The 23,542-nt window shown below is 69.9% G+C and carries 22 protein-coding genes and 1 tRNA gene; 20 read left to right on the top strand and 3 right to left on the bottom strand.

Translation table 11 applies throughout. From position 1 onward, the window contains the following. Positions 1-81 precede the first annotated feature (81 nt). The 14 genes from ACQG07_RS02670 (at position 82) to ACQG07_RS02605 (ending at position 12,866) form a co-directional block, all read left to right on the top strand. Positions 82-1,026, top strand: coding sequence for an alpha/beta fold hydrolase (locus ACQG07_RS02670; protein WP_426737068.1), 945 nt, complete (start codon positions 82-84; stop codon positions 1,024-1,026). 77 nt (positions 1,027-1,103) lie between these two features. Continuing rightward, complete coding sequence (locus ACQG07_RS02665) at positions 1,104-2,555, top strand: aldehyde dehydrogenase family protein (RefSeq protein WP_426737067.1); 1,452 nt, start codon at positions 1,104-1,106, stop codon at positions 2,553-2,555. Continuing rightward, the gene (locus ACQG07_RS02660; RefSeq protein ID WP_426737066.1) at positions 2,552-3,220 is read left to right on the top strand and encodes a MazG family protein; all 669 of its coding nucleotides are present in this window, start codon (positions 2,552-2,554) and stop codon (positions 3,218-3,220) included. The genes ACQG07_RS02665 and ACQG07_RS02660 overlap by 4 nt, the downstream gene beginning before the upstream one ends. 60 nt (positions 3,221-3,280) lie before the next feature. Beyond that, positions 3,281-4,588 carry a histidine--tRNA ligase gene (gene hisS, locus ACQG07_RS02655; RefSeq protein ID WP_426737065.1) on the top strand — a complete coding sequence of 436 codons (1,308 nt, stop codon included), beginning with the start codon at positions 3,281-3,283 and terminating at the stop codon, positions 4,586-4,588. A 211-nt stretch (positions 4,589-4,799) separates the two neighbouring features. After that, entirely contained in the window at positions 4,800-5,729 is a 930-nt protein-coding gene (locus tag ACQG07_RS02650; protein WP_426737063.1) for an endonuclease/exonuclease/phosphatase family protein, read from the top strand. 116 nt (positions 5,730-5,845) lie between these two features. Further along, positions 5,846-7,126 carry a phosphopyruvate hydratase gene (gene eno / locus ACQG07_RS02645; RefSeq protein ID WP_056007454.1) on the top strand — a complete coding sequence of 427 codons (1,281 nt, stop codon included), beginning with the start codon at positions 5,846-5,848 and terminating at the stop codon, positions 7,124-7,126. Positions 7,127-7,200: 74 nt separating this feature from the next. Continuing rightward, positions 7,201-7,980: a septum formation initiator family protein gene (locus ACQG07_RS02640; RefSeq protein ID WP_426737062.1), complete on the top strand. Its 780-nt coding sequence runs from the start codon at positions 7,201-7,203 to the stop codon at positions 7,978-7,980. A 38-nt stretch (positions 7,981-8,018) separates the two neighbouring features. Beyond that, on the top strand, positions 8,019-8,540 hold the full coding sequence (locus ACQG07_RS02635) for a DUF501 domain-containing protein (protein ID WP_426737060.1): 522 nt from the start codon (positions 8,019-8,021) through the stop codon (positions 8,538-8,540). 125 nt (positions 8,541-8,665) lie between these two features. Then, positions 8,666-9,883, top strand: coding sequence for a S8 family serine peptidase (locus ACQG07_RS02630; protein ID WP_426737059.1), 1,218 nt, complete (start codon positions 8,666-8,668; stop codon positions 9,881-9,883). 66 nt (positions 9,884-9,949) lie between these two features. Continuing rightward, positions 9,950-11,500, top strand: a complete 1,551-nt coding sequence (locus ACQG07_RS02625) for an NAD(P)/FAD-dependent oxidoreductase (RefSeq protein WP_192018229.1) — start codon at positions 9,950-9,952, stop codon at positions 11,498-11,500. A gap of 102 nt (positions 11,501-11,602) precedes the next feature. Beyond that, positions 11,603-11,676, top strand: a tRNA-Leu gene (locus tag ACQG07_RS02620). A 37-nt stretch (positions 11,677-11,713) separates the two neighbouring features. After that, positions 11,714-11,929: a histone-like nucleoid-structuring protein Lsr2 gene (locus ACQG07_RS02615; protein WP_426737058.1), complete on the top strand. Its 216-nt coding sequence runs from the start codon at positions 11,714-11,716 to the stop codon at positions 11,927-11,929. Between the two features lie 95 nt (positions 11,930-12,024). Beyond that, positions 12,025-12,279, top strand: a complete 255-nt coding sequence (locus ACQG07_RS02610; protein ID WP_138946673.1) for a hypothetical protein — start codon at positions 12,025-12,027, stop codon at positions 12,277-12,279. Between the two features lie 275 nt (positions 12,280-12,554). Then, positions 12,555-12,866, top strand: a complete 312-nt coding sequence (locus ACQG07_RS02605; protein ID WP_426737057.1) for a rhodanese-like domain-containing protein — start codon at positions 12,555-12,557, stop codon at positions 12,864-12,866. A 67-nt stretch (positions 12,867-12,933) separates the two neighbouring features. On the opposite strand, the gene ACQG07_RS02600 is transcribed toward ACQG07_RS02605, so the two are convergent. Then, complete coding sequence (locus ACQG07_RS02600) at positions 12,934-13,371, bottom strand: hypothetical protein (RefSeq protein WP_426737056.1); 438 nt, start codon at positions 13,369-13,371, stop codon at positions 12,934-12,936. Positions 13,372-13,478: 107 nt separating this feature from the next. Next, positions 13,479-15,665, bottom strand: coding sequence for a hypothetical protein (locus tag ACQG07_RS02595; RefSeq protein ID WP_426737055.1), 2,187 nt, complete (start codon positions 15,663-15,665; stop codon positions 13,479-13,481). A 206-nt stretch (positions 15,666-15,871) separates the two neighbouring features. Between ACQG07_RS02595 and ACQG07_RS02590 the strand changes: the two genes are divergently transcribed. The 6 genes from ACQG07_RS02590 to ACQG07_RS02565 all read left to right on the top strand — a co-directional run bounded on the left by ACQG07_RS02590 (position 15,872) and on the right by ACQG07_RS02565 (position 21,913). Continuing rightward, on the top strand, positions 15,872-16,501 hold the full coding sequence (locus ACQG07_RS02590) for a TetR/AcrR family transcriptional regulator (protein ID WP_159878172.1): 630 nt from the start codon (positions 15,872-15,874) through the stop codon (positions 16,499-16,501). Further along, a complete protein-coding gene (locus tag ACQG07_RS02585) occupies positions 16,498-17,754 on the top strand; it encodes an MFS transporter (protein WP_159878174.1) in 1,257 nt (418 codons plus the stop codon). The genes ACQG07_RS02590 and ACQG07_RS02585 overlap by 4 nt, the downstream gene beginning before the upstream one ends. Continuing rightward, positions 17,754-18,998: an alanine racemase gene (locus ACQG07_RS02580; protein ID WP_426737053.1), complete on the top strand. Its 1,245-nt coding sequence runs from the start codon at positions 17,754-17,756 to the stop codon at positions 18,996-18,998. The genes ACQG07_RS02585 and ACQG07_RS02580 overlap by 1 nt, the downstream gene beginning before the upstream one ends. Then, positions 18,998-20,308, top strand: coding sequence for a D-arabinono-1,4-lactone oxidase (locus ACQG07_RS02575; RefSeq protein WP_426737052.1), 1,311 nt, complete (start codon positions 18,998-19,000; stop codon positions 20,306-20,308). Before ACQG07_RS02580 ends, ACQG07_RS02575 begins: the two co-directional genes overlap by 1 nt. A 134-nt stretch (positions 20,309-20,442) precedes the next feature. Beyond that, positions 20,443-21,009, top strand: a complete 567-nt coding sequence (locus ACQG07_RS02570; RefSeq protein WP_064296457.1) for a LemA family protein — start codon at positions 20,443-20,445, stop codon at positions 21,007-21,009. A 19-nt stretch (positions 21,010-21,028) separates the two neighbouring features. Further along, the gene (locus ACQG07_RS02565) at positions 21,029-21,913 is read left to right on the top strand and encodes a M48 family metalloprotease (RefSeq protein WP_079002033.1); all 885 of its coding nucleotides are present in this window, start codon (positions 21,029-21,031) and stop codon (positions 21,911-21,913) included. A gap of 79 nt (positions 21,914-21,992) precedes the next feature. Here the strand turns inward: ACQG07_RS02565 and ACQG07_RS02560 are convergent, their stop codons facing one another. Further along, positions 21,993-23,519 (bottom strand): hypothetical protein, encoded by a 1,527-nt coding sequence (locus ACQG07_RS02560; RefSeq protein ID WP_426737051.1) that lies wholly within the window; start codon positions 23,517-23,519, stop codon positions 21,993-21,995. Positions 23,520-23,542 lie beyond the last annotated feature (23 nt).

Genomic DNA, 23,542 nt, shown 5'->3' with positions numbered 1-23,542 from the left:
AGCCGCAGATGGGCCCGCGGGACGACAGCGTCGGTACCCGCGGCCGATCCGACGGTCGTCGTCCATCCCTAGCGTGGAGGGATGAAGAAGTTCCTCCGCATCGTCCTCACCGGGGTCGTGGCGCTCGTCGCGCTCGTGCTCGCCGGGCTCCTCACGACCACCATCGTCAACACCGCCGCATCGGCTGCTGAAGCCACGCGCATCGAGGAGTACGGGCAGCGGGTCGAGGTCGACGGCAAACGCATGAACGTGTCGGTGACGGGGGAGGGAGACCAGACGATCGTCCTCCTGCCCGGCTTCGGTACCGGTTCGCCCGTGCTCGACTTCTCGCCGCTCGTCGGGGAGCTCTCGTCGTCGTACCGGGTGGTCATGGTCGAGCCCTTCGGATACGGGCTGAGCGACCAGACCGACGTGCCGCGAACGACCGAGAACATCGTCTCTGAGATCCACGAGGCGGTCGCTGGGCTCGGCATCGACCGGTACGTGTTGATGGGGCACTCCATCGCGGGGATCTATGCGCTGGACTACGTCGAGCGGTTCCGCGACGAGGTGACGGCGTTCGTCGGCATCGACAGCAGCGTGCCCGATCAGCCGGGCATGGACGCCGCGCTGCCGGTCGACGCCCTGCGTGCGGCGAAGGCACTCGGCATCACCCGGGTCGTCACGGCGCTGTCGGGCGACCCGTACCCGGATCCGCCGTACGACCAGCACACGCGTGAGCAGCTCGGGATGATCTCGCTGCGCAACACCTCGAGTGCGACGTCCTCGGACGAGATGTCGCGCATCGCGGCGAACTTCCGAGCGGCGAAGGGGAAGACCTTCCCGGCAGACCTCCCGGTGCTGCTCTTCGCCCAGCGCGACAACCCGACGGTGGCGGGGTGGCTGCCGCTCCATGAGGAGCAGGCTGCGAGCGTCGACCGAGGAGAGGTCGTGCCGCTCGACGCCGACCACTACCTGCACCACACGAAGTCCCGCGAGATCGCGGCGGACGTCGACCGCTTCCTCGCGACTCCAGGCGTCGGGTAGCCGGTCGCCGGGTCAGGCCGTCGGTCTGCGGACGGACGTATGCTGGTGCCCACGATCCCGTCGAGTCGGAGGAACCCATGGCGACCAGCATCCGGACGAAGCAGGAGCCGAAGGTGGTCGTGGCCGACACCGTGGTCCGGCTCCGACAGACCTTCGACCGCGGCACCACGAAGCCCGTGGCCTGGCGGCTCCGCCAACTCCGTGCGCTGAAACAACTGCTCCTCGAACGCGGTGGCGAGCTCGAGCGGGCGCTGGCGACCGACCTGGGCAAGAGCGGCACCGAGGCGCAGATCACCGAGATCGGCCTCCTCGTCGGCGAGATCGATCACACGCTGAAGCACCTGAAGCGCTGGGTACGGCCCCGACGGGTCGCGGTGCCGCTCACCCTCGCCCCGGCGTCGGCATCGGTCGTGGCGGAACCCGTCGGCGTGGTCCTCGTCATCGGCCCGTGGAACTATCCGGTCCAGCTCTGCATCGGTCCCGTCATCGGGGCGCTCGCCGCGGGTGACGCCGTCCTACTGAAGCCCAGCGAGCTCGCCCCCGCCACGAGCGCCGCACTCGCGCGCCTCCTCCCGGAGTACCTCGACGACCGTGCCGTCGCGGTGGTCGAGGGCGATGCGGAGGTCGCCACCGCCCTCCTCGCCGAGCGGTTCGACCACATCTTCTACACGGGTGGCGCCGCCGTGGGCAAGGTCGTCGCCCGGGCCGCGGCGGAACATCTGACCCCGATCACCCTGGAACTCGGCGGGAAGTCGCCGGTGTACGTCGACGACACCGTGGACCTCGCGGATGCGGCCCGCCGGATCGTCTGGGGCAAGCTCATGAACGCCGGCCAGACCTGCGTCGCCCCCGACTACCTGCTCGCGACCCGGTCGGTCGCCGATCGGCTCGTCCCGTACCTGCGCGACGCGATCGCAGCCCTCTACGGCCCGGACCCCACCGACAGTGCCGACTACGGCCGCATCATCTCGGACAGGCACTTCGCCCGGGTCAGCGGTCTGCTCGACGGTCTCGAGCCGGCCCTCGGCGGCGTGGTCGACGCCTCGGAGCGGTACATCGCCCCGACGGTGGTGAACGGCGTCGACGCTTCGGCGGCGATCATGCAGGAGGAGATCTTCGGTCCGATCCTGCCGATCCTCCACGTGTCCGGGCTCGAACAGGCCATCGCGCACATCCGGGCGGGGGAGAAGCCGCTCGCGCTCTACGTCTTCAGCGACGACCGTGCCACGCGGAAGCGGTTCACGCGCGACACCTCCTCGGGCGCGTTGGCGTTCGGCGTGCCGGCTGCGCACCTCCTCGTGCCGGGTCTGCCGTTCGGCGGTGTCGGGGCGAGCGGGATGGGCGCGTATCACGGTCGCCATTCCTTCGACACGTTCAGTCACGCGAAGGCGGTGTTCTCCAAGCCGCTGTCCCCGGACACGCTGTCGCTCGTCTACCCGCCCTTCACCGAAGCGCGCGACCGGATCGCGCGACTGATCTCGAGGACCGGCAGCACCGACGACCGCCGCTCGTGGGGAGCCCGTCGGTGAGCAGCGAGCCCGTCGGCGACACCTCCGCTGAGCGCCTCGTCGACGCCATGCGGCAGATCCGCGACCGCTGCGTCTGGACGCAGGGCATCGACCACGACATGCTCGTGCCGTACCTCATCGAGGAGAGCTACGAGCTCGTCGAAGCGGTCGAGGCCGGGACGCGCGACGAACTCGTCGAGGAACTCGGCGACGTGCTGTGGCAGGTCGTCTTCCATGCGGAGATCGCGTCCCGTGACGCCGATGCACCGTTCGACTTCGACGACGTCGCCGAGGCCGTCACCCGCAAGATGGTCCACCGTCACCCACACGTGTTCGGCGACGAAGCAGCGCCGACCCCGGAGGACGTGGTGCGCGTCTGGAACGCCGCGAAGGCCGAGGAGAAGGCGAAGCGCAGCAGCGCGCTCGAGGGGATCCCGCAGGGGATGCCATCGCTCGCCCTCGCCGATAAGGTGCTCGGCAGGGCCGTGCCACTCGGAGTCGGGCCGACGGTCGACACCGATGTCGTCGACGACGAGGACGCCCTGGGGGAGCAGCTCCTCGCCGTCGTCGCCGCAGCACGGGCGAACGGGCTCGACGCGGAACGGGCGCTCCGGGGTGCCGTCCGTCGGTTGAGCGCGCGAGTGCAGGACGCCGAGCGTCCGGTGGCGTCACCGACCGACGGCTGAGCGGGGGGTCGCCGGGCGCCTGCTCACGGTGCCCGTTCCCCGCCATGCCAGAATTGAGGCATGGCAGCTCCAGTGAACCCGCCGCGCGGCATGCGCGATTTCCTCCCCGCCGACAAGGCCCGTCGGGAGCACGCGCTGGGCACCATCCGTCGGGTCTTCACCGCACACGGTTTCGATGAGATCGAGACGCCGGTGGTGGAGGAGTACGACCGGCTGCACTCCGGGCTCGGCGGCGACAACGAGAAGATGGCGTTCAACATCCTCCGGCGCAAGCTCACCCCGGAGGCCATCGTGGCCGCGGCGGACAACCAGACCGAACTCACCGACCTCGGCCTGCGCTTCGACCTCACCGTGCCGCTCGCCCGGTTCTACGCGACGCACCGGGCTGAGCTCCCGCCGGTGTTCCGCTCGATCCAGATCGCTCCGGTCTGGCGCGGCGAACGTCCGCAGCAGGGCCGGTACCGCCAGTTCGTGCAGTGCGACATCGACATCATCGGAGAGTCCTCGAACCTCGCCGAGACCGAGCTCATCATCGCGACCCTCGGTGCCCTCGCGGAGCTCGGCATCTCCGGCTGCAGCGTGCGGATCAACGACCGCCGACTCCTCATCGGCATGCTCGAGTCGCTGGGCTTCCCTGCCGACGAGCACGCGCAGGTGCTCATCACGATCGACAAGCTCGACAAGATCGGTCAGCAGGGCGTGGTCGCCGAACTACGCGACCGCGGGGTCGACGCCACCGCCGTCGACGCACTCGAGGCCTTCTTCTCCCGTCCGCAGACGATGGAGTTCAACACCTTCGGCGAGCGGGCGATCCGCAAGGCGCTGCCGCTCGGTGCCGACGACGCCGTCGTCGCGGAGCTCGACGCACTCGGGAAGGCCGTCGCCGCGGCCACGTCCCTCCAGGGTCAGCCGGCCGACCCCTTCGCGAACCCGCTCGTGTTCGATCCCTTCCTGGTGCGGGGCATGGGGTACTACACGGGCGCCATCTTCGAGATCGCGCACCCCGACCTCGGGTACTCGCTCGGCGGCGGCGGTCGCTATGACGGCATGATCGGGCGCTTCCTCGGCCAGGACGTGCCGGCGGTCGGGTTCTCGATCGGCTTCGAGCGCATCGTCGACCTCATCGAACTCCCCGCGGGCGCGGCCGCGGATGCCGTCGTGCTCGTGCACGACCGCGACGTGCCTCCCGTGACGCTGGTGGCGTTGAAGGCCAAGCTCGTCGCCCAGGGGCGTCGGGTGCGCCTCGAAGCCCGCGTGAAGAACCTCAAAGCCCTCCTCGATCGCGTGTCGGCAGCCGGCTTCGGCGCCTTCGCGTTCGTGTCGGCCGACTCGACCCTCGAGTCGCTCGAGTTCAAAGCGCTCGACTGACGATTCCCGCACCCGCTTCCCGCTCCTCGGCGCGCTTCCGAGCCGCTGCCCAGCTCGTCGGTGCAGGATGGAGCATTCGGCCGGATCCCCTCCCACGAGCGATCCGTCCGCTCTGCCCCCGATCGAAGAACTGGTTCCCCCGATGAGCGTCATGGCCCCTGCAGCGCGCCCTCGGCGCGCGCCGGAGTCGACCCGTCCCACGCGCCGCCGGGTGAGCCTCGTACGGCGCCGGGCGACCACGCTCGCGCTGGCCGTCGGTGTCCCGCTCGCCCTGCTGACGGCCGCCCACGCCCTCGTCCCCGACATCCTCGGCCTCGGACTCGTCTGGGACAACGCCCTGCCGTGGACGTGGGTCGTGCTGCCGGTGCTCTTCCTCGTCCTCCTCGTCGCCCGCACGCCGGGCGCCGTCATCGGTCTCCTCGCGCCGACGCTCGTCTGGGCCTTCCTGTTCGGCCCGGGCGTCGTCCCCATGGGTGACGCACGCTCGTCAGTCCCCGCCGAGGCCTCCCTCACGGTCGCCAGCCAGAACCTCGGGCCGGAGGGCGATCCCGCGGTCATCGCGGCCTCTCTCCAGGCCAGCGGTGCGGATCTCATCGCGCTCCAGGAGATCGAGGACCACGACCGCGAACCGCTCGCCGCGACGCTCGACGAGCAGTACCCGTACTCCGTGCTCACGGGGACGGTGGGTCTCTGGAGCCGCTATCCGATCGCCGACTCGGTCGGGCTGAAGCTCGGACTCGACTGGTACCGGGCGATCAACGCCGTCGTCGACACCCCGTCCGGAGCCGTGAGCGTCTACGTGATCCACGCCGACTCCGCGCGTCCGGGTGCGCACGCCGAACGGGACGTGATGCTCGCGGAGTTGGCCGACACCGTCGCGGCGAACACCCGTGATCGGATCGTCGTCATGGGTGACTTCAACGCCTCAGCCTCCGACCGGGCGCTCGCCGCACTCCAGAGCGAGGTGTCGGAGCCCAATCAGAGCGAGGGCGGCTTCGGACTCACCTGGCCGGCCGGGACACCGCTCATGCGACTCGACCACGTCTTCGTCCGCGGCATGACCGCGACCCACAACGCCGTCGGCGACGCCGAGGGCAGCGACCACCACGGCATCGTGTCGAGCTTCCGGCTCGACCGCTGACCGCGCGCCTCGGGCGACGATCCGCGGCTCTGCACCCGTTCAGCCGATGTCACTAGACTGAGCGCGGGCGGCCGTCGTACCCGTCCCACGTCCCAATCCCCACAAGGAGAACATCAGTGGCACTCATCGAGGCAGTAGGCGCTCGCGAAATTCTCGACTCCCGAGGCAACCCGACCGTCGAGGTCGAGGTGCTCCTGGAAGACGGCACGGTCAGCCGTGCAGCAGTCCCGTCCGGCGCATCGACCGGTGCGTTCGAAGCGTACGAGCTGCGTGACGGCGATGCCGCGCGTTACCTCGGCAAGGGCGTCGAGAAGGCGGTCGACGCCGTCCTCGACGAGATCGGCCCGGCACTCGAGGGCATCGAGGCGGACGACCAGCGCCTCGTCGACCACACCATGATCGAGCTCGACGGCACCGAGAACAAGAGCCGCCTGGGCGCGAACGCGATCCTCGGTGCGAGCCTCGCGGTCGCCCGTGCCGCTGCGGACTCCGCAGACCTGTCGCTCTACCGCTACGTCGGCGGCGCCAACGCCCACGTCCTCCCGGTCCCGATGATGAACATCATCAACGGTGGCTCGCACGCCGACACCGGCGTCGACATCCAGGAGTTCATGATCCTCCCGATCGGCGCTCCGAGCTTCCGTGAGGCGCTCCGCTGGGGCACCGAGACGTACCACACGCTCAAGGGCCTGCTGAAGTCGAAGGGCTTCGCGACCGGCCTCGGCGACGAGGGTGGCTTCGCCCCCGACTTCGAGCACAACCGTGCGGCCCTCGACTTCATCGTCGAGGCCATCGAGCAGGCCGGCTTCACGGTCGGCACCGACATCGCGCTCGGCCTCGACGTCGCCTCCAGCGAGTTCTACAAGGAGGGCGCGTACCAGTTCGAGGGCAAGGCACTCAACAGCACCGAGATGACCGCGTACTACGCCGACCTCGTCGCGAACTACCCGCTCATCACCATCGAGGACCCGCTGGCCGAGGACGACTGGGCAGGCTACGCCCACCTCACCCCCGAGCTCGGCTCCAAGGTCCAGATCGTCGGCGACGACCTGTTCGTCACGAACCCGAAGCGTCTCGCCGACGGCATCGCCAAGGGTGCGGCGAACTCGCTGCTCGTCAAGGTCAACCAGATCGGGACGCTCACCGAGACGCTCGACGCGGTCTCCCTCGCGCAGCGCTCCGGCTACACGACGATCCTGTCGCACCGCTCCGGCGAGACCGAGGACACCACGATCGCCGACCTCGCAGTCGCCACGAACGCGGGCCAGATCAAGACCGGTGCGCCTGCGCGCAGCGAGCGGGTCGCGAAGTACAATCAGTTGCTGAGGATCGAAGAGGAGCTGGGCCAGGCAGCCGTCTACGCCGGCCGCAGCGCCTTCCCCCGGTTCACCGCCTAAGCATCGTCACCTGAAGGCTCTCAGGGGTGCCGATCGGCACCCCTGAGAGCCTTCGTCGTGTGCGGGAGGCGCCTGTGAAGAAGCCATCGATGCCGGCCGGCGGCGAGTCGAAGTCCACGTCGTCCGGCAGCGGAGCAGCGTCCTCCTCGTCCTCCGGCTCGTCGAAGCAGCGACCGGCGTCGAAGCCCCGGTCGAGCTCCGCGGATGCCTCCGCCAAGCGCGCCGCCTCGTCGTCCAAGCGCCCGGCGGCGGGGGCCACCGCGAAGCCCGCACGCTCCGCAGCCACAGCCCCGCGGTCGACGACGAAGGCACCGCGATCCGCGTCGGCCGGTTCCGCGGCACCGCGATCGCGGACCGGCTCGACACGGACCACCCCGGCACGCCAGTCGGACGCCGGCGGCTGGTTGCGGAGTCTGCGACTGTCCGGGTTCAGCGTCCTGCTCCTCGGGATCCTCGTGCTCGGGGTCGTCGTCCTCGCGCCGAACCTCAAGACCTTCCTCGAGCAGCGGCAGCAGATCGCCGCGCTGGAGGCCGGTGTCGCCGACACCCAGAAGCAGGTGGACGCACAGCAGGCCGAACGCGAGCGCTGGAACGACCAGAGCTACGTCATGACGCAGGCGCGCGACCGCCTGTTCTACGCCCTGCCCGGTGAGGTCAGCTACATCATCATCAACGACGTCGATCCGGCCTCGTTGCCCACCACCGAGACACCCGTGAGCGACACGCTCGTCGACTCGCAATCCGACTGGCTCGACGGCCTGCTGTCCTCGCTCGTCGCCACCGGCTACTCGCCGGCCCCGGCCGCGACCGAGACCCCTGCTCCCACGCAGACGACGCCTCCCGCCGGCGGCTGACGTCCGGACGCAGTGGCGAACCCGGCGATAATGGAACCATGAGCACCCCTCCCTTCGGCCCCGTCTCCGCGCGCGACGTCGAGATCGTGTCGGCGCAACTGGGACGCCCGGCCCGAAACGTCGTCGGCATCGCGGCGCGCTGTGTCTGCGGCGCCCCGACCGTCGTCTCCACCGCTCCTCGCCTGGCCGACGGCACGCCGTTCCCCACGTTCTACTACCTGACCCACCCGGCCGCCACGGCCGCGGTCTCCTCGCTCGAGGCGACCCAGGTGATGAACGAGTACAACGAGCTCCTGGCCGAGGACGAAGCGGTCCGTGCCGACTACGCCACCGCACACACGGCCTACCTCGCCGACCGCACCTCCATCGCCGAGGTCGCCGAGATCGACGGGATTTCCGCCGGCGGCATGCCGGTGCGGGTCAAATGCCTCCACGCGCTCGTCGGCCACGCCCTTGCGGCTGGTCCGGGCGTCAACCCCATCGGCGACCTCGCGCTCGACCGCGCGAGCTGGAGCCCCGAGGTGTGCGCATGCGCGGACGGCCAGGCGGGGCAGGGATAGGCCCCGCACGCGACGGGGGTCGCCTGTGGGGGAGTGACGGACCGCGACGCGGAGACCGTCGTCGTCCGCGCGGTCTCCGAGGTGCGCTGTCGGCGCTGTCTACGGCGCTCCTGACGCTCCTGCTCGTGGGGACGCAGGCGCTCCCGGCGTCGGCGGACACGGTGCGCGACATGCAGTACTGGCTCGGCGACTACGGCTTCACGACGGCGTGGGAGACGACGAAAGGCGCCGGTGTCACCGTCGCCGTGATCGACACCGGCATCGCGAGCGGGCCGGCGGAGTTGACCGGTGCGGTCGCGGGTGGCGTCGACGTCTCCGGGCTCGGGAGTCCCGACGGCCGGACACCGGTTGGCTCCGAGGGGAGCGAGCACGGGACGCTGGTCGCCTCGATGATCGCCGGACGTGGTCGCACGGGCGGTGCCGGGGTCATCGGTGTGGCGCCAGAGGCGCGCCTGCTCTCCGTCTCGGTCGGGTTCGGCTCCGACGGGTCGGCCGTCGTCCCCTGGGACGATCAGATCGCGACCGCCGTCCGGTGGGCGGTGGACAACGGCGCCGACGTCATCAACATGTCGCTGACGCGCAACAGCCTCGACTGGCCGACGAGCTGGGACGACGCCTTCCTCTACGCCTTCTCGCACGACGTCGTCGTGGTGGCTGCAGCGGGTAACCGGGGGAGCGGGACGGTCGAGGTCGGTGCTCCGGCGACGATCCCGGGTGTGCTGACCGTCGCCGGTGTGGACCGCGCGGGGTCGGCGAGCTTCGACGCCTCGAGCCAGGGCATCACGATCGCCGTCGCTGCGCCGAGCGAGCAACTCGTCGGGGTGACGCCCGCCGGGTCCTACGTGCAGTGGCAGGGGACGAGCGGGGCGGCGCCGATCGTCTCCGGACTCGTGGCCCTCGTCCGCTCCGCCTGGCCGGAGCTCAGCGCCGCGGACGCCATCAAGCGCGTGACGGCAACGGCGAAGCAGGTGGGAGACTCCGCGCAGAGCCCCATCTACGGTGCAGGACTCATCGACGCCGCGAAGGCGGTCAGCGGTTCCGTCGGTCCGGCGGCGACCTCGCCGGAGCAGCAGCTGTCCGACTGGATCACGCTCTACCGACGGGCACCGCAGGTCCCCGATCCCGATCCGGGTGCCGAGCAGCCGTCGCCGACACCGGAGCCGGTACCCCCGGCGATCCCGGAGAACGAGGCCGTCGAGGTGCGCGCCAACCCGTTCCTCCCGACGCCGAGCACCCTGCTCTACGGGTCGCTGCCACTGGCGCTCCTCCTCGGAACTGGTAGCCTGGTCACGCTCGGTGTCATAGGCGCTACCAGGCATTTCAAGCGGGTGCTGCAGAAGTAGTACTCTGTTCCGATATTCTCAGACACTCATCTGAACCAATCGTCTTGACGTAGGAGATCGTTCGCCGTGCCCAAAATTCTGATCGTCGGTGGTGGTTACGCCGGGTTCTACACCGCATGGAAGCTCGAGAAGCAGCTTCGTCGTGGTGAGGCCGAAGTCACCATGGTCGACCCGCTGCCCTACATGACCTACCAGCCCTTCCTGCCGGAGGTCGCCGCCGGTTCCATCGAGCCGCGTCACGCGGTCGTCTCGCCGCGTCGCCACCTGAAGCACACCAACGTGATCACCGCCAAGGTCACGGGCATCAACCACGCCGAGAAGAAGGCGACCATCACGCCTGAGATCGGTGAGCCCTGGGAGGTCGACTACGACATCATCGTCGTCACCGCCGGAGCCGTCTCCCGCACCTTCCCGATCCCCGGTGTCGCCGACACCGCGATCGGTCTCAAGACCATCGAAGAGGCCGTCGCGATCCGCGACCGCGTGCTCTCCAACTTCGACAAGGCCGCGAACCTGCCGGCCGGTCCCGAGCGCGACCGCCTCCTGACCTTCACGGTCGTCGGTGGCGGCTTCGCCGGTATCGAGGTCTTCGCCGAGCTGCGTTCGTTCGCGAGCTCGCTGCTGAAGTTCTACCCGCAGCTCTCCTTCGAGGACACGCACTTCCACCTCATCGAGGCCATGGGTCGCATCATGCCCGAGGTCAAGATCGAGACGAGCCACTGGGTCCTCAAGAACCTGGCCGAGCGCGGCGCACTCGTGCACCTCGACACCCAGCTGCAGTCGGCTGTCGACGGCAAGATCGAGCTCTCGACCGGTGAGTCGTTCGAGTCCGACCTCATCGTCTGGACCGCCGGTGTCATGGCGAACCCGGGCGTCGTCCGCGGTGGCGACCTCCCCGTCGAGGAGCGCGGTCGCATCAAGACCCGCGCCGACCTCCGCGTCGGTACCGACGACGACATCGTCGAGGGTGCTTGGGCGGCCGGCGACGTCTCCGCCGTTCCCGACCTCAGCGGTGGTGGCGTCGGTGGCTTCTGCGTGCCGAACGCTCAGCACGCCGTCCGTCAGGGCAAGCTGCTCGCGAAGAACATCACCGCGGTCCTCCGTGGCGAGGAGCCGAAGAACTACTTCCACAAGAACATGGGTGCGGTCGCCGGTCTCGGCATCGGCGTCGGTGTCTTCCAGTCCGGCAACCTCGCGATCAAGGGCCTCCCGGCCTGGTTCGCGCACCGTGGGTACCACGGGCTGGCCATGCCGAGCTTCGAGCGCAAGTTCCGCGTGTTCGGTGGCTGGTGGAACAACTTCTGGCTGGGACGCGACATCGTCTCCCTGTCGGCCGTGCAGAACCCGCGTGAGGCCTTCGAGACCTTCGCGTCGCGCCCGAAGCCCCCGGCAGACGCTGCGGCCCCCGCAGCAGCTCCGGCGGCTCCCGCAGCGGCTGAGAAGCCCGCTCGCAAGGCTCCCGTGAAGCGCAAGCCGAAGGCCGCCCCGGCCGAGGCCGCAGCGCCCGCCGCCGAGGCACCTGCTGCCGCGGCTCCTGCTGCTGCTGGCGCCCCGACCGGTGCCGACGACGAGCAGGCCTACGCGACGCCCGCTGAGGAAGTCAGCGCGAACAAGTAGTCCGGTCCGGAGCCCAGCTCCGTTCCTCGAGAGGCGCATGTCATCCGGTCCGCCGGGGCATGCGCCTCTCGGCGTTCGACGCCTCGATACGATGAGGTGCACGCCCCCGTAGCCCAATTGGCAGAGGCAGGCGACTTAAAATCGCCGCAGTGTGGGTTCGAACCCCACCGGGGGTACGACGCCGTACCGGCACCCGCATGGAAGGATGGACGCATGGCTACCCGCACGATCACGACGCTCGTCGACGACCTCGACGGTTCCGACATCCCTCGCGGGCTGGGGGAGACGGTCCGGTTCGGCATCGACGGCGAGAACTACGAGATCGACCTGACCGACGACAACGCGGCGGCACTGCGCGAGACCCTGGCGTCATACGTCGAGGCCGCACGACCCGTCATCGCATCGGTATCGCTCCGCCGCCTGCACTGAGCTGACGCCCGCACGGCGGTCGTACCCCTCTGCACGTTCGCCCCGATCCTGCAAGGGTCCCTGCCGGGCTTGGGGGCGCGACTAGCGTGCTCAGCATGAGTACTCCGAGCGACCACGACCACGCCCTGAACGACGACGAGCAGACGAGCAAAGACCGCACGTACAGCCCCTCCAGCGAGGCGGAGACGGCGGCCAAGCAGGACGACGGGCAGCCCGTCGTCCGTGATCCCGACATCGCCTCCGGCATGATCAACGTCGCCCCCGGGACCGGTGGTCCGGACGACACCGGCGACGTCGACGTCGACCCGGGTGAGCTCCACATCCCTCGCGATCCCGACAGCGCGCACTGAGACAACGATGCCTCGGGCGTTGACCCCTGAACGGGGTGCACAAAACGCACGACGCGAACGCGACACGGCGGTGTTGCGTCACGCAAGGTGCCTCCCGTCCGCTACCTTCGAGGTGGGGGCGTCACCCGTGAGCCGGTCCCGGAAGCCGCAAGCTTCTTGGTCGACCGGTTGCTAGACGCCTCAAGTGAGGGCGAGGTATTCGGGTTACCTCGCCCTCACGCTTGCCCGCCGCATCTTCCGGCCCGGCCGTACGTCCTCGACGGTAGGCTGAAACGATGCAGGAGATCACCCCAACCGAACTGAGCAAGCTCGAGCAGGCCGTCATCATCGACGTCCGCGAAGCCGACGAGGTCGCCGTCGCCAGCGTGCCCGGTGCCCGGCACCTGCCGATGTCGTCCTTCCTCGACCACCTCGACGAGGTGCCCCGCGAAGAGACCGTGTACGTGATGTGTCACTCCGGCGGTCGCAGTGCCCGCGTCACGGGATACCTCGAACAGCAGGGCTATGACGCCGTGAACGTCACCGGGGGCATCTCCGAGTGGGCCGCCGGCGGCCTGCCGGTCGAGCGTCCCGCCGACGCCGGCTGAGTCGTCCCCGACGAGCGGATCGCGATGGTCGCGAGCCGTGCCGTGCCGTGCGGTGCGGGCGATCGGATCAGCGCCGCTTGCGTCTCGCGATCTCGTCCGCGAGCTGCTGCACCAGGGCGGGGTCCGCGTCGCGCGCGAGGGCGACGTAGTGGTCCATGACGTCCGGGCGGTAGCGCACGGGCAACGTCTGTCCGGGGGCGAGCCGGGTGAGCTCCGTGATCGTGAAGTTCTCGTCGGCGATCCCGCGGAACGAGCGGCCGTCGGCGGTCTCCACGTCGAGCATCAGGACCAGGCGCGGATTGTTGTTGACCTCCCGCCAATCGACGAGGACACCGAGCGCCAGCGTCCCCGTCCGCAGTTCGGCGTTCCGCTTGCGAGCATCTCCGCTGAGGACCGGATTCGGGGCGACGCCGGGGAACGCGGCCCCGACGCCCAGTGCTTCCCGACTCAGGTCAGGCCTGAGCTGCGCCATGAGATCGTCGAGCTTCCTCTTCGAACCGAACATCCCGAACCCTCCCGCACCTCGGCACCGCGTTCTCGACCCGGTGTGTGGCCTTCACCGCGATTGTAGGCCAGGGCCGTTCGCGACCGCCGTCGCCGGAGGAGTCCGGCCTAGCGCGCGTCGATGAGCGGCCGGAGGTGACGGTTCCAGGCCCACGTCCCAGCTCCGACCGCGGCGAACGCGAGCGACCCCAGCAGGAGTCCGACGAGCGTGTCACCCGCACCCGGAACCGTCGCCGTCGGGCCCAGGAGTCCGAACAGCAGTGTGAATCCCACGAACGCGCTGCCGAGCCACACCGGCCTCGACCAGGCGAGGATGGCGCGTCCACCGAGCGGACCGAGGGGGAGGAGTGCGATCGACGCGGATCCGATCCCCGCGATCGCGGTCAGGTTCACGGCCTCGACGAGCATCGCGCCCACGCCGCCGCTCGGCTCACCGGCCAGCGCCGACACGAGCCAGGCGACCGAACCGAGCCCGGCGGCCGCAGCGATCCGGGCCAGCGCGAGGCGACCCGCGATGCGTGGCGTGATGTCATCGGAATCGGTCTCCGTCGAGGATGTCGAGCCGGCTTCATGCGTTTCGGGTCTCCGTGTGGGTCGGAGTTCGGTCAATAGCGCGAAGAGCAGAGCCGGCTGCACGGCCAGGAGGCGTGACAGCGCGGTGACGACACCGACCGCCACCAGTCCGCCGACACGGACGCTCACGCGCATCGAGCCCAGCCTGGCTCGGCGGGCGACGACGAGCTGCGCGAGGAGGCCCACGACGTTGATCGCGACCACGGCGATGAGTGAGGCGAACCACAGCCGGAGGTACGCCGGCTGACCGGTCACTGGGTGCGCGAACATGAGGATGCCTGCCGCGAGCACGGCGGTGACGACGGCCATCGCCGTGCGATTCGGGAGCGGGACCGACGGGACCCGCTCGAACTCGTCCCTCGGTCGGTTGCGCCCGGTCACCGCTGCACGACGACGGTCGGCGATCGTGGCGCGCCAGGGGGCGATGGAGGTAGCGAGGAGTCGGGCCGGGATCGCGATGAGCGCCACCGCCGCGAGGGCGAGGAGTGCGGCGAGCCACCAGACCGGCTGGCCGCGGCCGTCGATCGTGGAGGCGAGGGTTTGCGTGAACGGCGTCGTCCCCGACCAGAGTCCTCCACCACCGGTGGGTGGAGCGGCGCCTGGTGCCGGTTCGCCGCTCGGCGACGGGGTCGGCTGCTGCGTCCCCGGAGCGGGTGTCCCCGGCGCGGGCGCGGGCTCGGTGCCGTCGGACGGCGATGGGGAGGCGGACGGTGCCGGCGTGGCGGGCGCGGCCGATGCGTCGCCGAACGTCAGGGTGATCGCCGGACTCGCCCCGCTCGTGTTGCCCGCGGCATCCTGTTGGATCGCGAGGACGACGTGCGCGCCCGCCGGTACGCCCCCGCCCGAGCAACTCCACCCGCCACCGGTGACGACCGCCGTGCAGACCGACGTCGAGTCGGCGAAGACGGTGACGGTCGCGCCCTCCTCGCCGGTGCCGGCGTAGCTTGCCGCCGAGGTCGGCATCGCCTGTCCGGCCGTCGGTGAGGACATGACAGGCGGGGCCGGAGCGTCGCGGTCGATGGTGAGCACGACCGGGGCGGACGCGTCGGAGCGCTGATTGCCGCTGAACGAAGCCTGCTGCGTCGCCGTCACGGAGACGTCGCCGGCCGGCAGCGGCTCGCCCAGCACGCAGAACCAGCTTCCGGAGCTGTCCGCCGCGAAACTGCAGGTGGCACCGGAGTCGGCGCGGACCGTCACCGTCGCTCCGGGGTGGGCGGTGCCGCGGACGCCGCCGTTGCTCGGCGTCCCCTCGGTGATGGTGGGCGGGCCGAGCGCGGACACGGAGATCTGCGCGGAGAGCGTCTCCGGGCCGCCGACCTCGACGGCGGTGATGAGCAGTCCGCCGCCGTCGGGAAGGTCGATCGAGCAGGACCACTCGGTGCTGTCGTCCTGCGGCAGGATGCAGACCGGCTCGAGACCGTCGCCGACCTGCAGCTGGACCCCCGTGCCGGCGTCCTTCGTCCCGGTGACGGTGGTGCTGCCGCTGCCGATGAAAGAACCGGAATCGGGGCTCGTGATGGTCGGCCCGTCGAGCGGCGGTGGTGTCGGCGTCGCAGCGCTCTCGCTCGGGGTGGGGAGCGGTTCGGGCGTCGCCGATGCAGGGCCCGCGACGGTCGTCGTCCAGAGTCCGGCCGAGAGGAAGACGGCGAGGAGGATCGCGACGCGTCCGATCGAGCGATTCGATCGGACTCCTGTTCCTGCGCGCGCGTGTTCCCCGGTCACCGTCTCCATTCCCCCAAGATCACCGCGGGAAGTCAACCTCCCGCGCCAGATCGGGTCACATTCTCGGCCGATCCGCACGGGAAAACCGTCGCGACAGGTGCGCTCGGGCCGGCGGTCCGCCATACTTGCGCGACTGGGTCATCCGTCCCAGTCGAGTCGACCGCGATGGAGCGGCACGACCCGTGGGCGCCCCGGGAAGGGTTGCGATGCCGAGGATCTCCGTTGTCGACCGACGAGCCGAGCTGATCAGCGCCGCCCTCCGCGTCGTCGCAGCCGAGGGCGTCGCCGCCGCCACGACCAGGGCCATCGTGGCCGAGGCCGGGATGTCGCTGGCCAGCTTCCACTACGCCTTCGCCTCCCGCGACGAGCTCCTCGCCGAACTGGTGGCACACGTCGTCGAGCATGAACGCGTCGTCCTCGACGTCGGCGAGCTGCTGACGGACGAGGAGGCCACTCAGGAGCATTCGCCCACCCTCGAGGCCGTCGTCCGTGCCGGCCTCCAACGCTACGTCGACCTCCTCCGCGCCGATCCGGCTCGGGAGGCGGCGATGCAGGAGCTCAGCGCCTACGCGATGCGGACGCCCGGCCTCGAGCACCTCGCGCTCGAGCAGTACCGCCGGTACGAGGAGCTCGCGCGTGAGGCGCTCGCGCTCGCCGCCAGGGTCAGCGGCAGCACCTGGACGCAGCCCGTCGACGAGATCGCGCGGACCGTCATCGCCTTCACCGACGGGCTGACACTCGGCTGGCTGGTGCGACGCGACGATGCCGAAGCCAGGCGACTCGTCGGGACGGTGGCGCACCTCGTCGCAACCCTCGCCGAACCGGGGCCGAGATGAGCGGCCTCGGCACCGCGGCCGTCGACCACCCGGCCGACCGACGGGTCACCGGGCGCTGGGTCGCCGCCTTCGCGGTCGCCTGGCTGGGCGTCTGGATGGCCCAGCTCGCCCCGTTGCAGCTCCTCCTGCCCGCGCAGATCGACGCGACGCTCGCTCCCGAACACTGGGTGGACAGCGTCGTCGCATTCGGTGTCGTCGCCGGGGCGGCCGGACTCTGCTCCATCGTCGTGTATCCGCTGACGGGCGCCCTGTCCGACCGCACACGGTCGCGGTTCGGGAGACGCCGACCGTGGATCGCAGCTGGTGCGCTCGTCTTCGCCCTGGGGCTCGTCCTCCTCGGACTCCAGACCGGCATCGTCGGCATCGGCGTCTGCTGGTGCCTCGCCATCATCGGCTTCTGCATCCTCGGAGCGGCGCTCACCGCGACCATCTCCGATCAGGTGCCCGTGGGGCAGCGCGGCTTCGTCTCGGGGTGGATCTCCGCTCCGCAGGCTGTCGGGGTCATCCTCGGCATTGCCCTCCTGCTCCTGCTCGGCACCCAGATGGTCGTGGGGTACCTGGCGCTCGCCGTCCTCCTGATCGTGCTCGTCGTGCCCTTCCTCCGGCTGTCCGATCCACTCCCGACGGGCGATAGACCCGTGCCGCTCACCGTGCACGCGCTCCTGGAGAGCCTCTGGATCTCACCGCGACGGCACCCCGACTTCGCCTGGACCATGCTCAGCCGCGTCCTCGTGAACCTCGGCAACGCCTTCAGCACCTCGCTGCTGTTCTACTTCCTGCTCTTCGGGCTCGGGGACGCCGACGCCGAGACCGACCTCCTGCTGGTCACGGTCGTCTACACGGTGTTCGTGGTCGGGTCCTCGATCCTGCTCGGCCGACTGTCCGACCGCATCGGCCGACGACGGGTCTTCGTCGTCGCGGCCTCCGCCTCACAGGCGCTCGCCGCACTCCTGCTCGCGATCTGGCCCTCGCTGCCGATGGGGTTCGTGTCGGCGGCGCTCATCGGGCTCGGCTACGGCTGTTTCATGTCGGTCGACCAGGCGCTCGCGACGCAGGTCCTGCCGGACCCGGCGTCGCACGGCAAGGACCTCGGCATCATGAACATCGCCCAGGCGGTGCCGCAGGCGGTCGCTCCGCTCATCGGCGCCTGCCTCGTCGCCTGGCTCGGCGGATTCGCCGGCCTCTACCTCGTCTCCGCGGCCTGCGCCGTCGCAGGGGCGGTCGCCGTCACCCGAGTACGAGGAGTGCGCTGATGAGCATCGAACTGACCGCAGGCGGCCGGGTGTCCGACCCGATGCCCTGGCTCGACCCGAGACGGTACTGGGGCGGAATCGAGCGGGCCGTGTCGGACGTCGACTCGCCTGTCGCCGTCCTGCAGCTCGGAGCCCTCCGCCACAACACGCACGACATGCTCCGACGGGCCGCGGGGAAACCGATCCGCGTCGCCAGCAAATCCATCCGTGTCCGAGCGGTGATCGACGCGCTCCTCAGACAACCCGGCTACGCCGGCGTGCTGGCCTACTCCCTGTCCGAGGCGCTCTGGTTGTCCGAGACGGTGGACGACGTCGTGGTCGGCTACCCGACGGCGGAGCGGGGTGCCATCGCGCGGCTGGCAGCCGACGAACGGGCGGCCTCGCGGATCACCCTGATGATCGACTCCCTCGACCACCTCGACCTCGTCGACGCGGTGACACCTCCGGAGCGACGTGCACGCATCCGCGTGTGCATCGAGCTCGACGCCTCGTTCCGCGCGCCCGCCCTCGGCCACGTCGGTGTCCGCCGCTCGCCCCTGCGCACGCCGGACGAGGTCCGGGCTCTCGCGGAGGCGGTCGTCGCCCGACCCGGTTTCAGGCTGGTCGGGATCATGGCCTACGAGGCGCAGATCGCCGGGCAGGGGGACGACCTCGCGGGTCGACCGGCGTGGTCGGCTGCGCTCCGCGCGATCCAGCGGCGCTCGTGGGCCGAACTCCGGGAACGTCGTGCCGCCGTGGTCGCGGAGGTCCGAGCGGTCGCGGAGCTGGAGTTCGTCAACGGCGGCGGGACGGGATCCCTGGAGCTCACCGCGTCCGACTACTCGGTGACCGAGATCGCCGCCGGGAGTGGCGTCTTCGGCGGACACCTCTTCGACCACTACCGGGCGTTCACCCCGGCACCGGCCGCGGCGTTCGGTCTGTCGGTCGTCCGGAAGCCGTCGCCGGAGCTCGCGACGATCCTCGGCGGCGGATGGGTCGCCTCCGGTCCGCCAGGGCTCGACCGCCTCCCGCTCATCGCGTGGCCGGAGGGCCTCGAGATGCTCCCGCGGGAGATGGCCGGCGAGGTGCAGACGCCGGTCTCCGGGGCTGAGGCTGCGTCGCTCCGGCTCGGTGACCGCGTCTGGCTGCGGCACACGAAGTCCGGGGAGCTCAGCGAACGGGTGGACGCCTTCCACGTGGTCGGGGACGACGGGGTGGAAGCCGTCCTACCGACGTACCGCGGCGAAGGGCAGGGGTTCGTCTGATGGGGAAGACGACATCGTGGACGAACTGGGCGCGGACCGAGCGGGCATGGCCCGTGCGGGTCGAGCGGCCCGACTCGGTCGGCGCGGTGCAGCGCCTCGTGCGTGCTGCAGCGGGGGCGGGCCTTCCGATCAAGGCGGTCGGAGCCGGACACAGCTTCACCGGGATCGCCGTGGCGCCCGGTGTGCTGCTCGAGCTCGACGCCCTGAGCGGTCTGGTCCGGGTCGATCCGGAACGCAGCCGCGTGACCCTCCGCGCCGGCACGCGCCTCCACGACATCCCGCGCCTCCTCGAACCGTTCGGTCTCGCCATGCCGAACCTCGGCGACATCGACCGGCAGTCCGTCGCCGGCGCGATCTCCACCGGCACACACGGGACCGGGATAGGGTTCGGCGGCATCGCGACGCAGGTCGTCGGGGTGACGATGGTGACGGCGGACGGCGAGCTGCTGACGTCGGACGCCGAGCAGGAGCCAGAGCTCCTGCCGGCGCTGGCGCTCGGGCTCGGCGCGCTCGGGATCCTCGTCGAGGTCACGCTGCAGTGCGTCCCGGCGTTCGTCCTGCACGCGGTGGAGCGGCCGGAGCCGCTCGACGAGCTGCTGCCCGCGCTGCTCGACCGGGCCGCCGCCGTCGACCACTTCGAGTTCTACTGGTTCCCGCACACCGCGACCGCCCTCACCAAGACGAACCACCGGCTGCCGGGTGACGCGCCCACCAGGCCACTCCGCCCGGTCGCGAAGTGGGTCGACGACACACTCCTCGCCAACGGGGTCTACCGGGTCCTCTGCAACACGGGCGTCGTCGCGCCGGCCATCGTCCCGCGCGTGAACCGGCTCGCGGACCGCCTCGTCGGCGACCGTGAGTTCACCGATCGGTCGACGCGGGTGTTCACCACCAGCCGCACGGTGCGGTTCGTGGAGATGGAGTACGCGGTGCCGCTCGAGCACCTCCCGACCGCGTTCGCCCGGATCCGCGCGCTCATCGAGGAGCGGGGGTGGCGGATCTCCTTCCCCATCGAGGTCCGGGTCGCAGCGGCCGACGAGCTGTGGCTCTCCACGGCATCAGGACGAGCGACCGGCTACGTCGCCGTGCACCGCTTCTTCCGCGAGGACCCGGGGGAGTACTTCCGCGCCGTCGAGGCGATCATGATCGAGTTGGGCGGCCGGCCCCACTGGGGCAAACTGCACGGCCGTGACGCATCGTCCCTGCGTGGCGCCTATCCTCGCTTCGACGAGTTCGTCCGCCTCCGCGACCGCCTCGACCCCGGCCGCCTGTTCGGCAACCGGTACCTCGCCCGCGTCCTCGGCGAGTGACGGCCCGCCGGGTGTCCGGTGCGTCCGCGCTGCACGCCTGCTGCGTGCTTCCTCCGAACTCCCCAAGGGCACCGGCGGGTCGCAGGTAGAATGAGCAGACCCGCTCTCCATCGACTCACAAGGAGCCCATCCTCATGGAATGGCTGATCCCAGTCCTCATCGTCGTCGCCCTGGTCGTCATCGTCGGCATCTACTTCTGGGTGACCTACAACTCGCTCGTGACGCTGAACGTGCGGGTCGAGGAAGCATGGAGCGACATCACCGTCCAGCTGAAGCGACGCGCCGACCTCATCCCGAACCTCATCGAGGCGGTCAAGGGGTATGCGGCGCACGAGAAGGCCGTGTTCGAGAACGTGACGAAGGCTCGTGCCGAGACGCTCACCGCGCAGGGGCCGGCGGCCGTGAGTGAGGCCGAGACCCACATGCAGCAGGCGCTGAAGAGCATCTTCGCCGTCGCGGAGGCCTACCCGCAGCTCCAGGCGAGCCAGAACTTCCTCCAGCTCCAGTCCGAGATCGTCGACACCGAGGACAAGATCCAGGCCTCGCGCCGGTTCTACAACGGCGGTGTCCGGGAGCTGAACACCAAGGTCAAGGTGTTCCCGAACAACCTGTTCGCCAAGGGCCTCGGGTTCTCGGAGCACGACTTCTTCGAGGTCACCGACAACGCGGCGATCGCCGAACCGCCGCGCGTCCAGTTCTGACGTGCGGTAGCGCAGTCCCATGTACCGCGCCATCGCCAGGAACAAGCTCAACACGGTCCTGATCTTCGTCGTCTTCCTGGTCATCATCGGCGGCCTCGGTTGGCTCGCGGGGTATCTCTACCAGAACCTGACGATCACGATCGTGGTGCTCGTCGTGGCCGTCGTGTACGCGGTGATCCAGTACTTCTTCGCCGGGCGGCAGGCCATCGCGATGACCGGTGCGCAGCGCATCGAGCTGGCCGACAACCCGAGGCTGTACCGCATCGTCGAGAACCTCGCGATCACCACCGGGACGCCGATGCCCGAGGTGTACCTCATCGCCGACCCGGCGCCCAACGCCTTCGCGACGGGTCGCGACCCCCAGCACGCGATGGTGGCCGCGACGACCGGGCTCCTCGAGATCCTCAACGACGCCGAGCTGGAGGGGGTCATGGCCCACGAACTCGGTCACGTCCGCAACTACGACATCCGCGTGTCCATGGTCGTCTTCGGGCTCGTCGTCGCGATCGGGTTCCTCTCCGACATGCTCCTCCGGATGACGATCTGGGGTGGCGGCAACCGGAACAACAACAACGGCGGCAACCCCGTCATGCTCATCATCGGCATCGTGGCGATGCTCGTGGCACCGCTGCTCGCGACGCTCGTCCAGCTGTCCATCTCACGTCAGCGCGAGTACCTCGCCGACGCGACGGGCGCCCTCACGACCCGTCACCCGGAAGCGCTCGCGAGCGCACTGGGGAAGCTCGCCGCCTACGGTCGACCGATGGCGAAGCAGAACTCGTCCATGGCGCACCTCTGGATCTCCGACCCGTTGAAGCCCGGCGCGGTGGCCCGCTTGTTCAGCACCCACCCGCCGCTCGTCGAACGGATCAAGCGCCTGAGCACCATCGGCGGCGGCTTCTAGGCGAGGGCCTCCGGCCTCGGACACACGAATGGGGCGGCACCCGGAGGTGCCGCCCCATTCGGCGTTCAGGCGAGAACCGTTACTCGGTCTGCTCGTCGGAGTCGAACGTCACCGTGACCTTGTCGTCGGCGTCGATCGTGATCTTGCCGGGGAAGTTCAGGTACGTGTCCCACACCTGCTGACCCGCCACGGCGCTGCCGTACCAGGAGGCGTCGAACGAGCCGTCGATCCGGCCGTCCGAGGTGTAGAAGTACGAACCGCTCTCATCGACCTCGACGGTCGGGGGAGAGGTGAGCGTCCAGGTCACCGGGCCGACACTCGTGAACTGCTTCTGCTGCCAGTCAGGCATGACGCCACAGGTGGTGTCGAGCGTGGTGGCGTCGAGGCATTTCTCGATCATCGCGACGACCTGCTTCGTGACCTCGGTCGTGAGTGCCTCGGTGGCGGTCACGTCGATGTCGATGAAGGCCGAACCCTCGCCGGCGCTGTATGAGCTCAGCGTGATGGTCTGGGCATCGCCCTGCAGGAACTTGCTCTCCGGCGGTGCGACCGTGTAGATGGCCGGGTAGGCGAACAGGCTCTCGTCGGACGCGCCGTCGAAGTTGACGCCGTTGACGCTGAACGCCGTGCCACCGAGACCGGTGTAGACGTTGATGCTGCCGACGAGGGAGCTGGCGAGCTTCCACTGGTCGAAGAACAGGAACTGCTTGCCTTCGCTCTCGAGCGTGACCGAGTCCTCGTACTTCTTGCCACCGAGTTCGTACGTGACCTGCACGCGTGCCTCGCCGTTACGGTTGTAGACGCGGCCGACCTCAGGGTTCTTGATGCGCTCGTCGGCGCCCTTCAAGACCTCGTTGGTGAGCAGAGCGGTCGGCTTGACGGCGGCCGGAGCCTCGGCTTCGGCGTCCGCATCCGGATCGGCCGACGCGGACGGGTCCGGGGTCGCCTCGGGCTCTGCGGACTCGTCGTCGGTGCTGCCGACGATCGAGGGGTCCGGCGCGACGAGGCTCGTCGCGAGCTTCGCGTCGCCGGCGGCGATGGCCTTGAGGTATTCCTCGACCTTCGCCTGCGGGCCGAACGCCGTGGTGTTCAGCACGCTGATGGTGATGGCGGCGGCGGCGATGAGCACGAGTGCGCCACCGGCGATCGACGACCACAGGATGATCCGCTTCTTCTGCTTCGGGTCCATCGGCTGCTTCGGAGCGCCGGTCGCATACGGGTTCTGTGCCGTCGCGTACTGGCCGTTGGGCTGCTGGCCCTGCTGGCCCTGCTGGTACGGGTTCTGGGCGCCGGGCTGCTGACCGGTCTGCTGACCGTAGGGAGCCGGGGGCGCCTGGTTCGGCGTCTGCTGCTGCCCGGACTGGTACGGGTTCTGCTGACCCTGCTGACCCTGCTGACCCTGCTGACCCTGCTGGTACGGGTTCGCCGTCTGCTGCTGGCCCTGCTGGTACGGGTTCGGCGTCTGCTGCTGTCCGGACTGGTATGGGTTGGGCTGCTGCTGACCCTGCTGGTACGAGGGCTGCTGGTCGCCCTGGGACGGCTGGTTGTGCTGCTCGCCCGGGTTCGGTCGGCCTGGTTGCTGTGGTGTGGTGTCGTCGTTGCTCATGGGCGGGTTCCCCTCGTTTCGGA

The sequence above is a fragment of the Plantibacter sp. 2H11-2 genome, from assembly GCF_050031945.1.
Classification (GTDB): domain Bacteria; phylum Actinomycetota; class Actinomycetes; order Actinomycetales; family Microbacteriaceae; genus Plantibacter; species Plantibacter auratus.
This window is presented reverse-complemented; position numbering and strand designations above follow the sequence as displayed.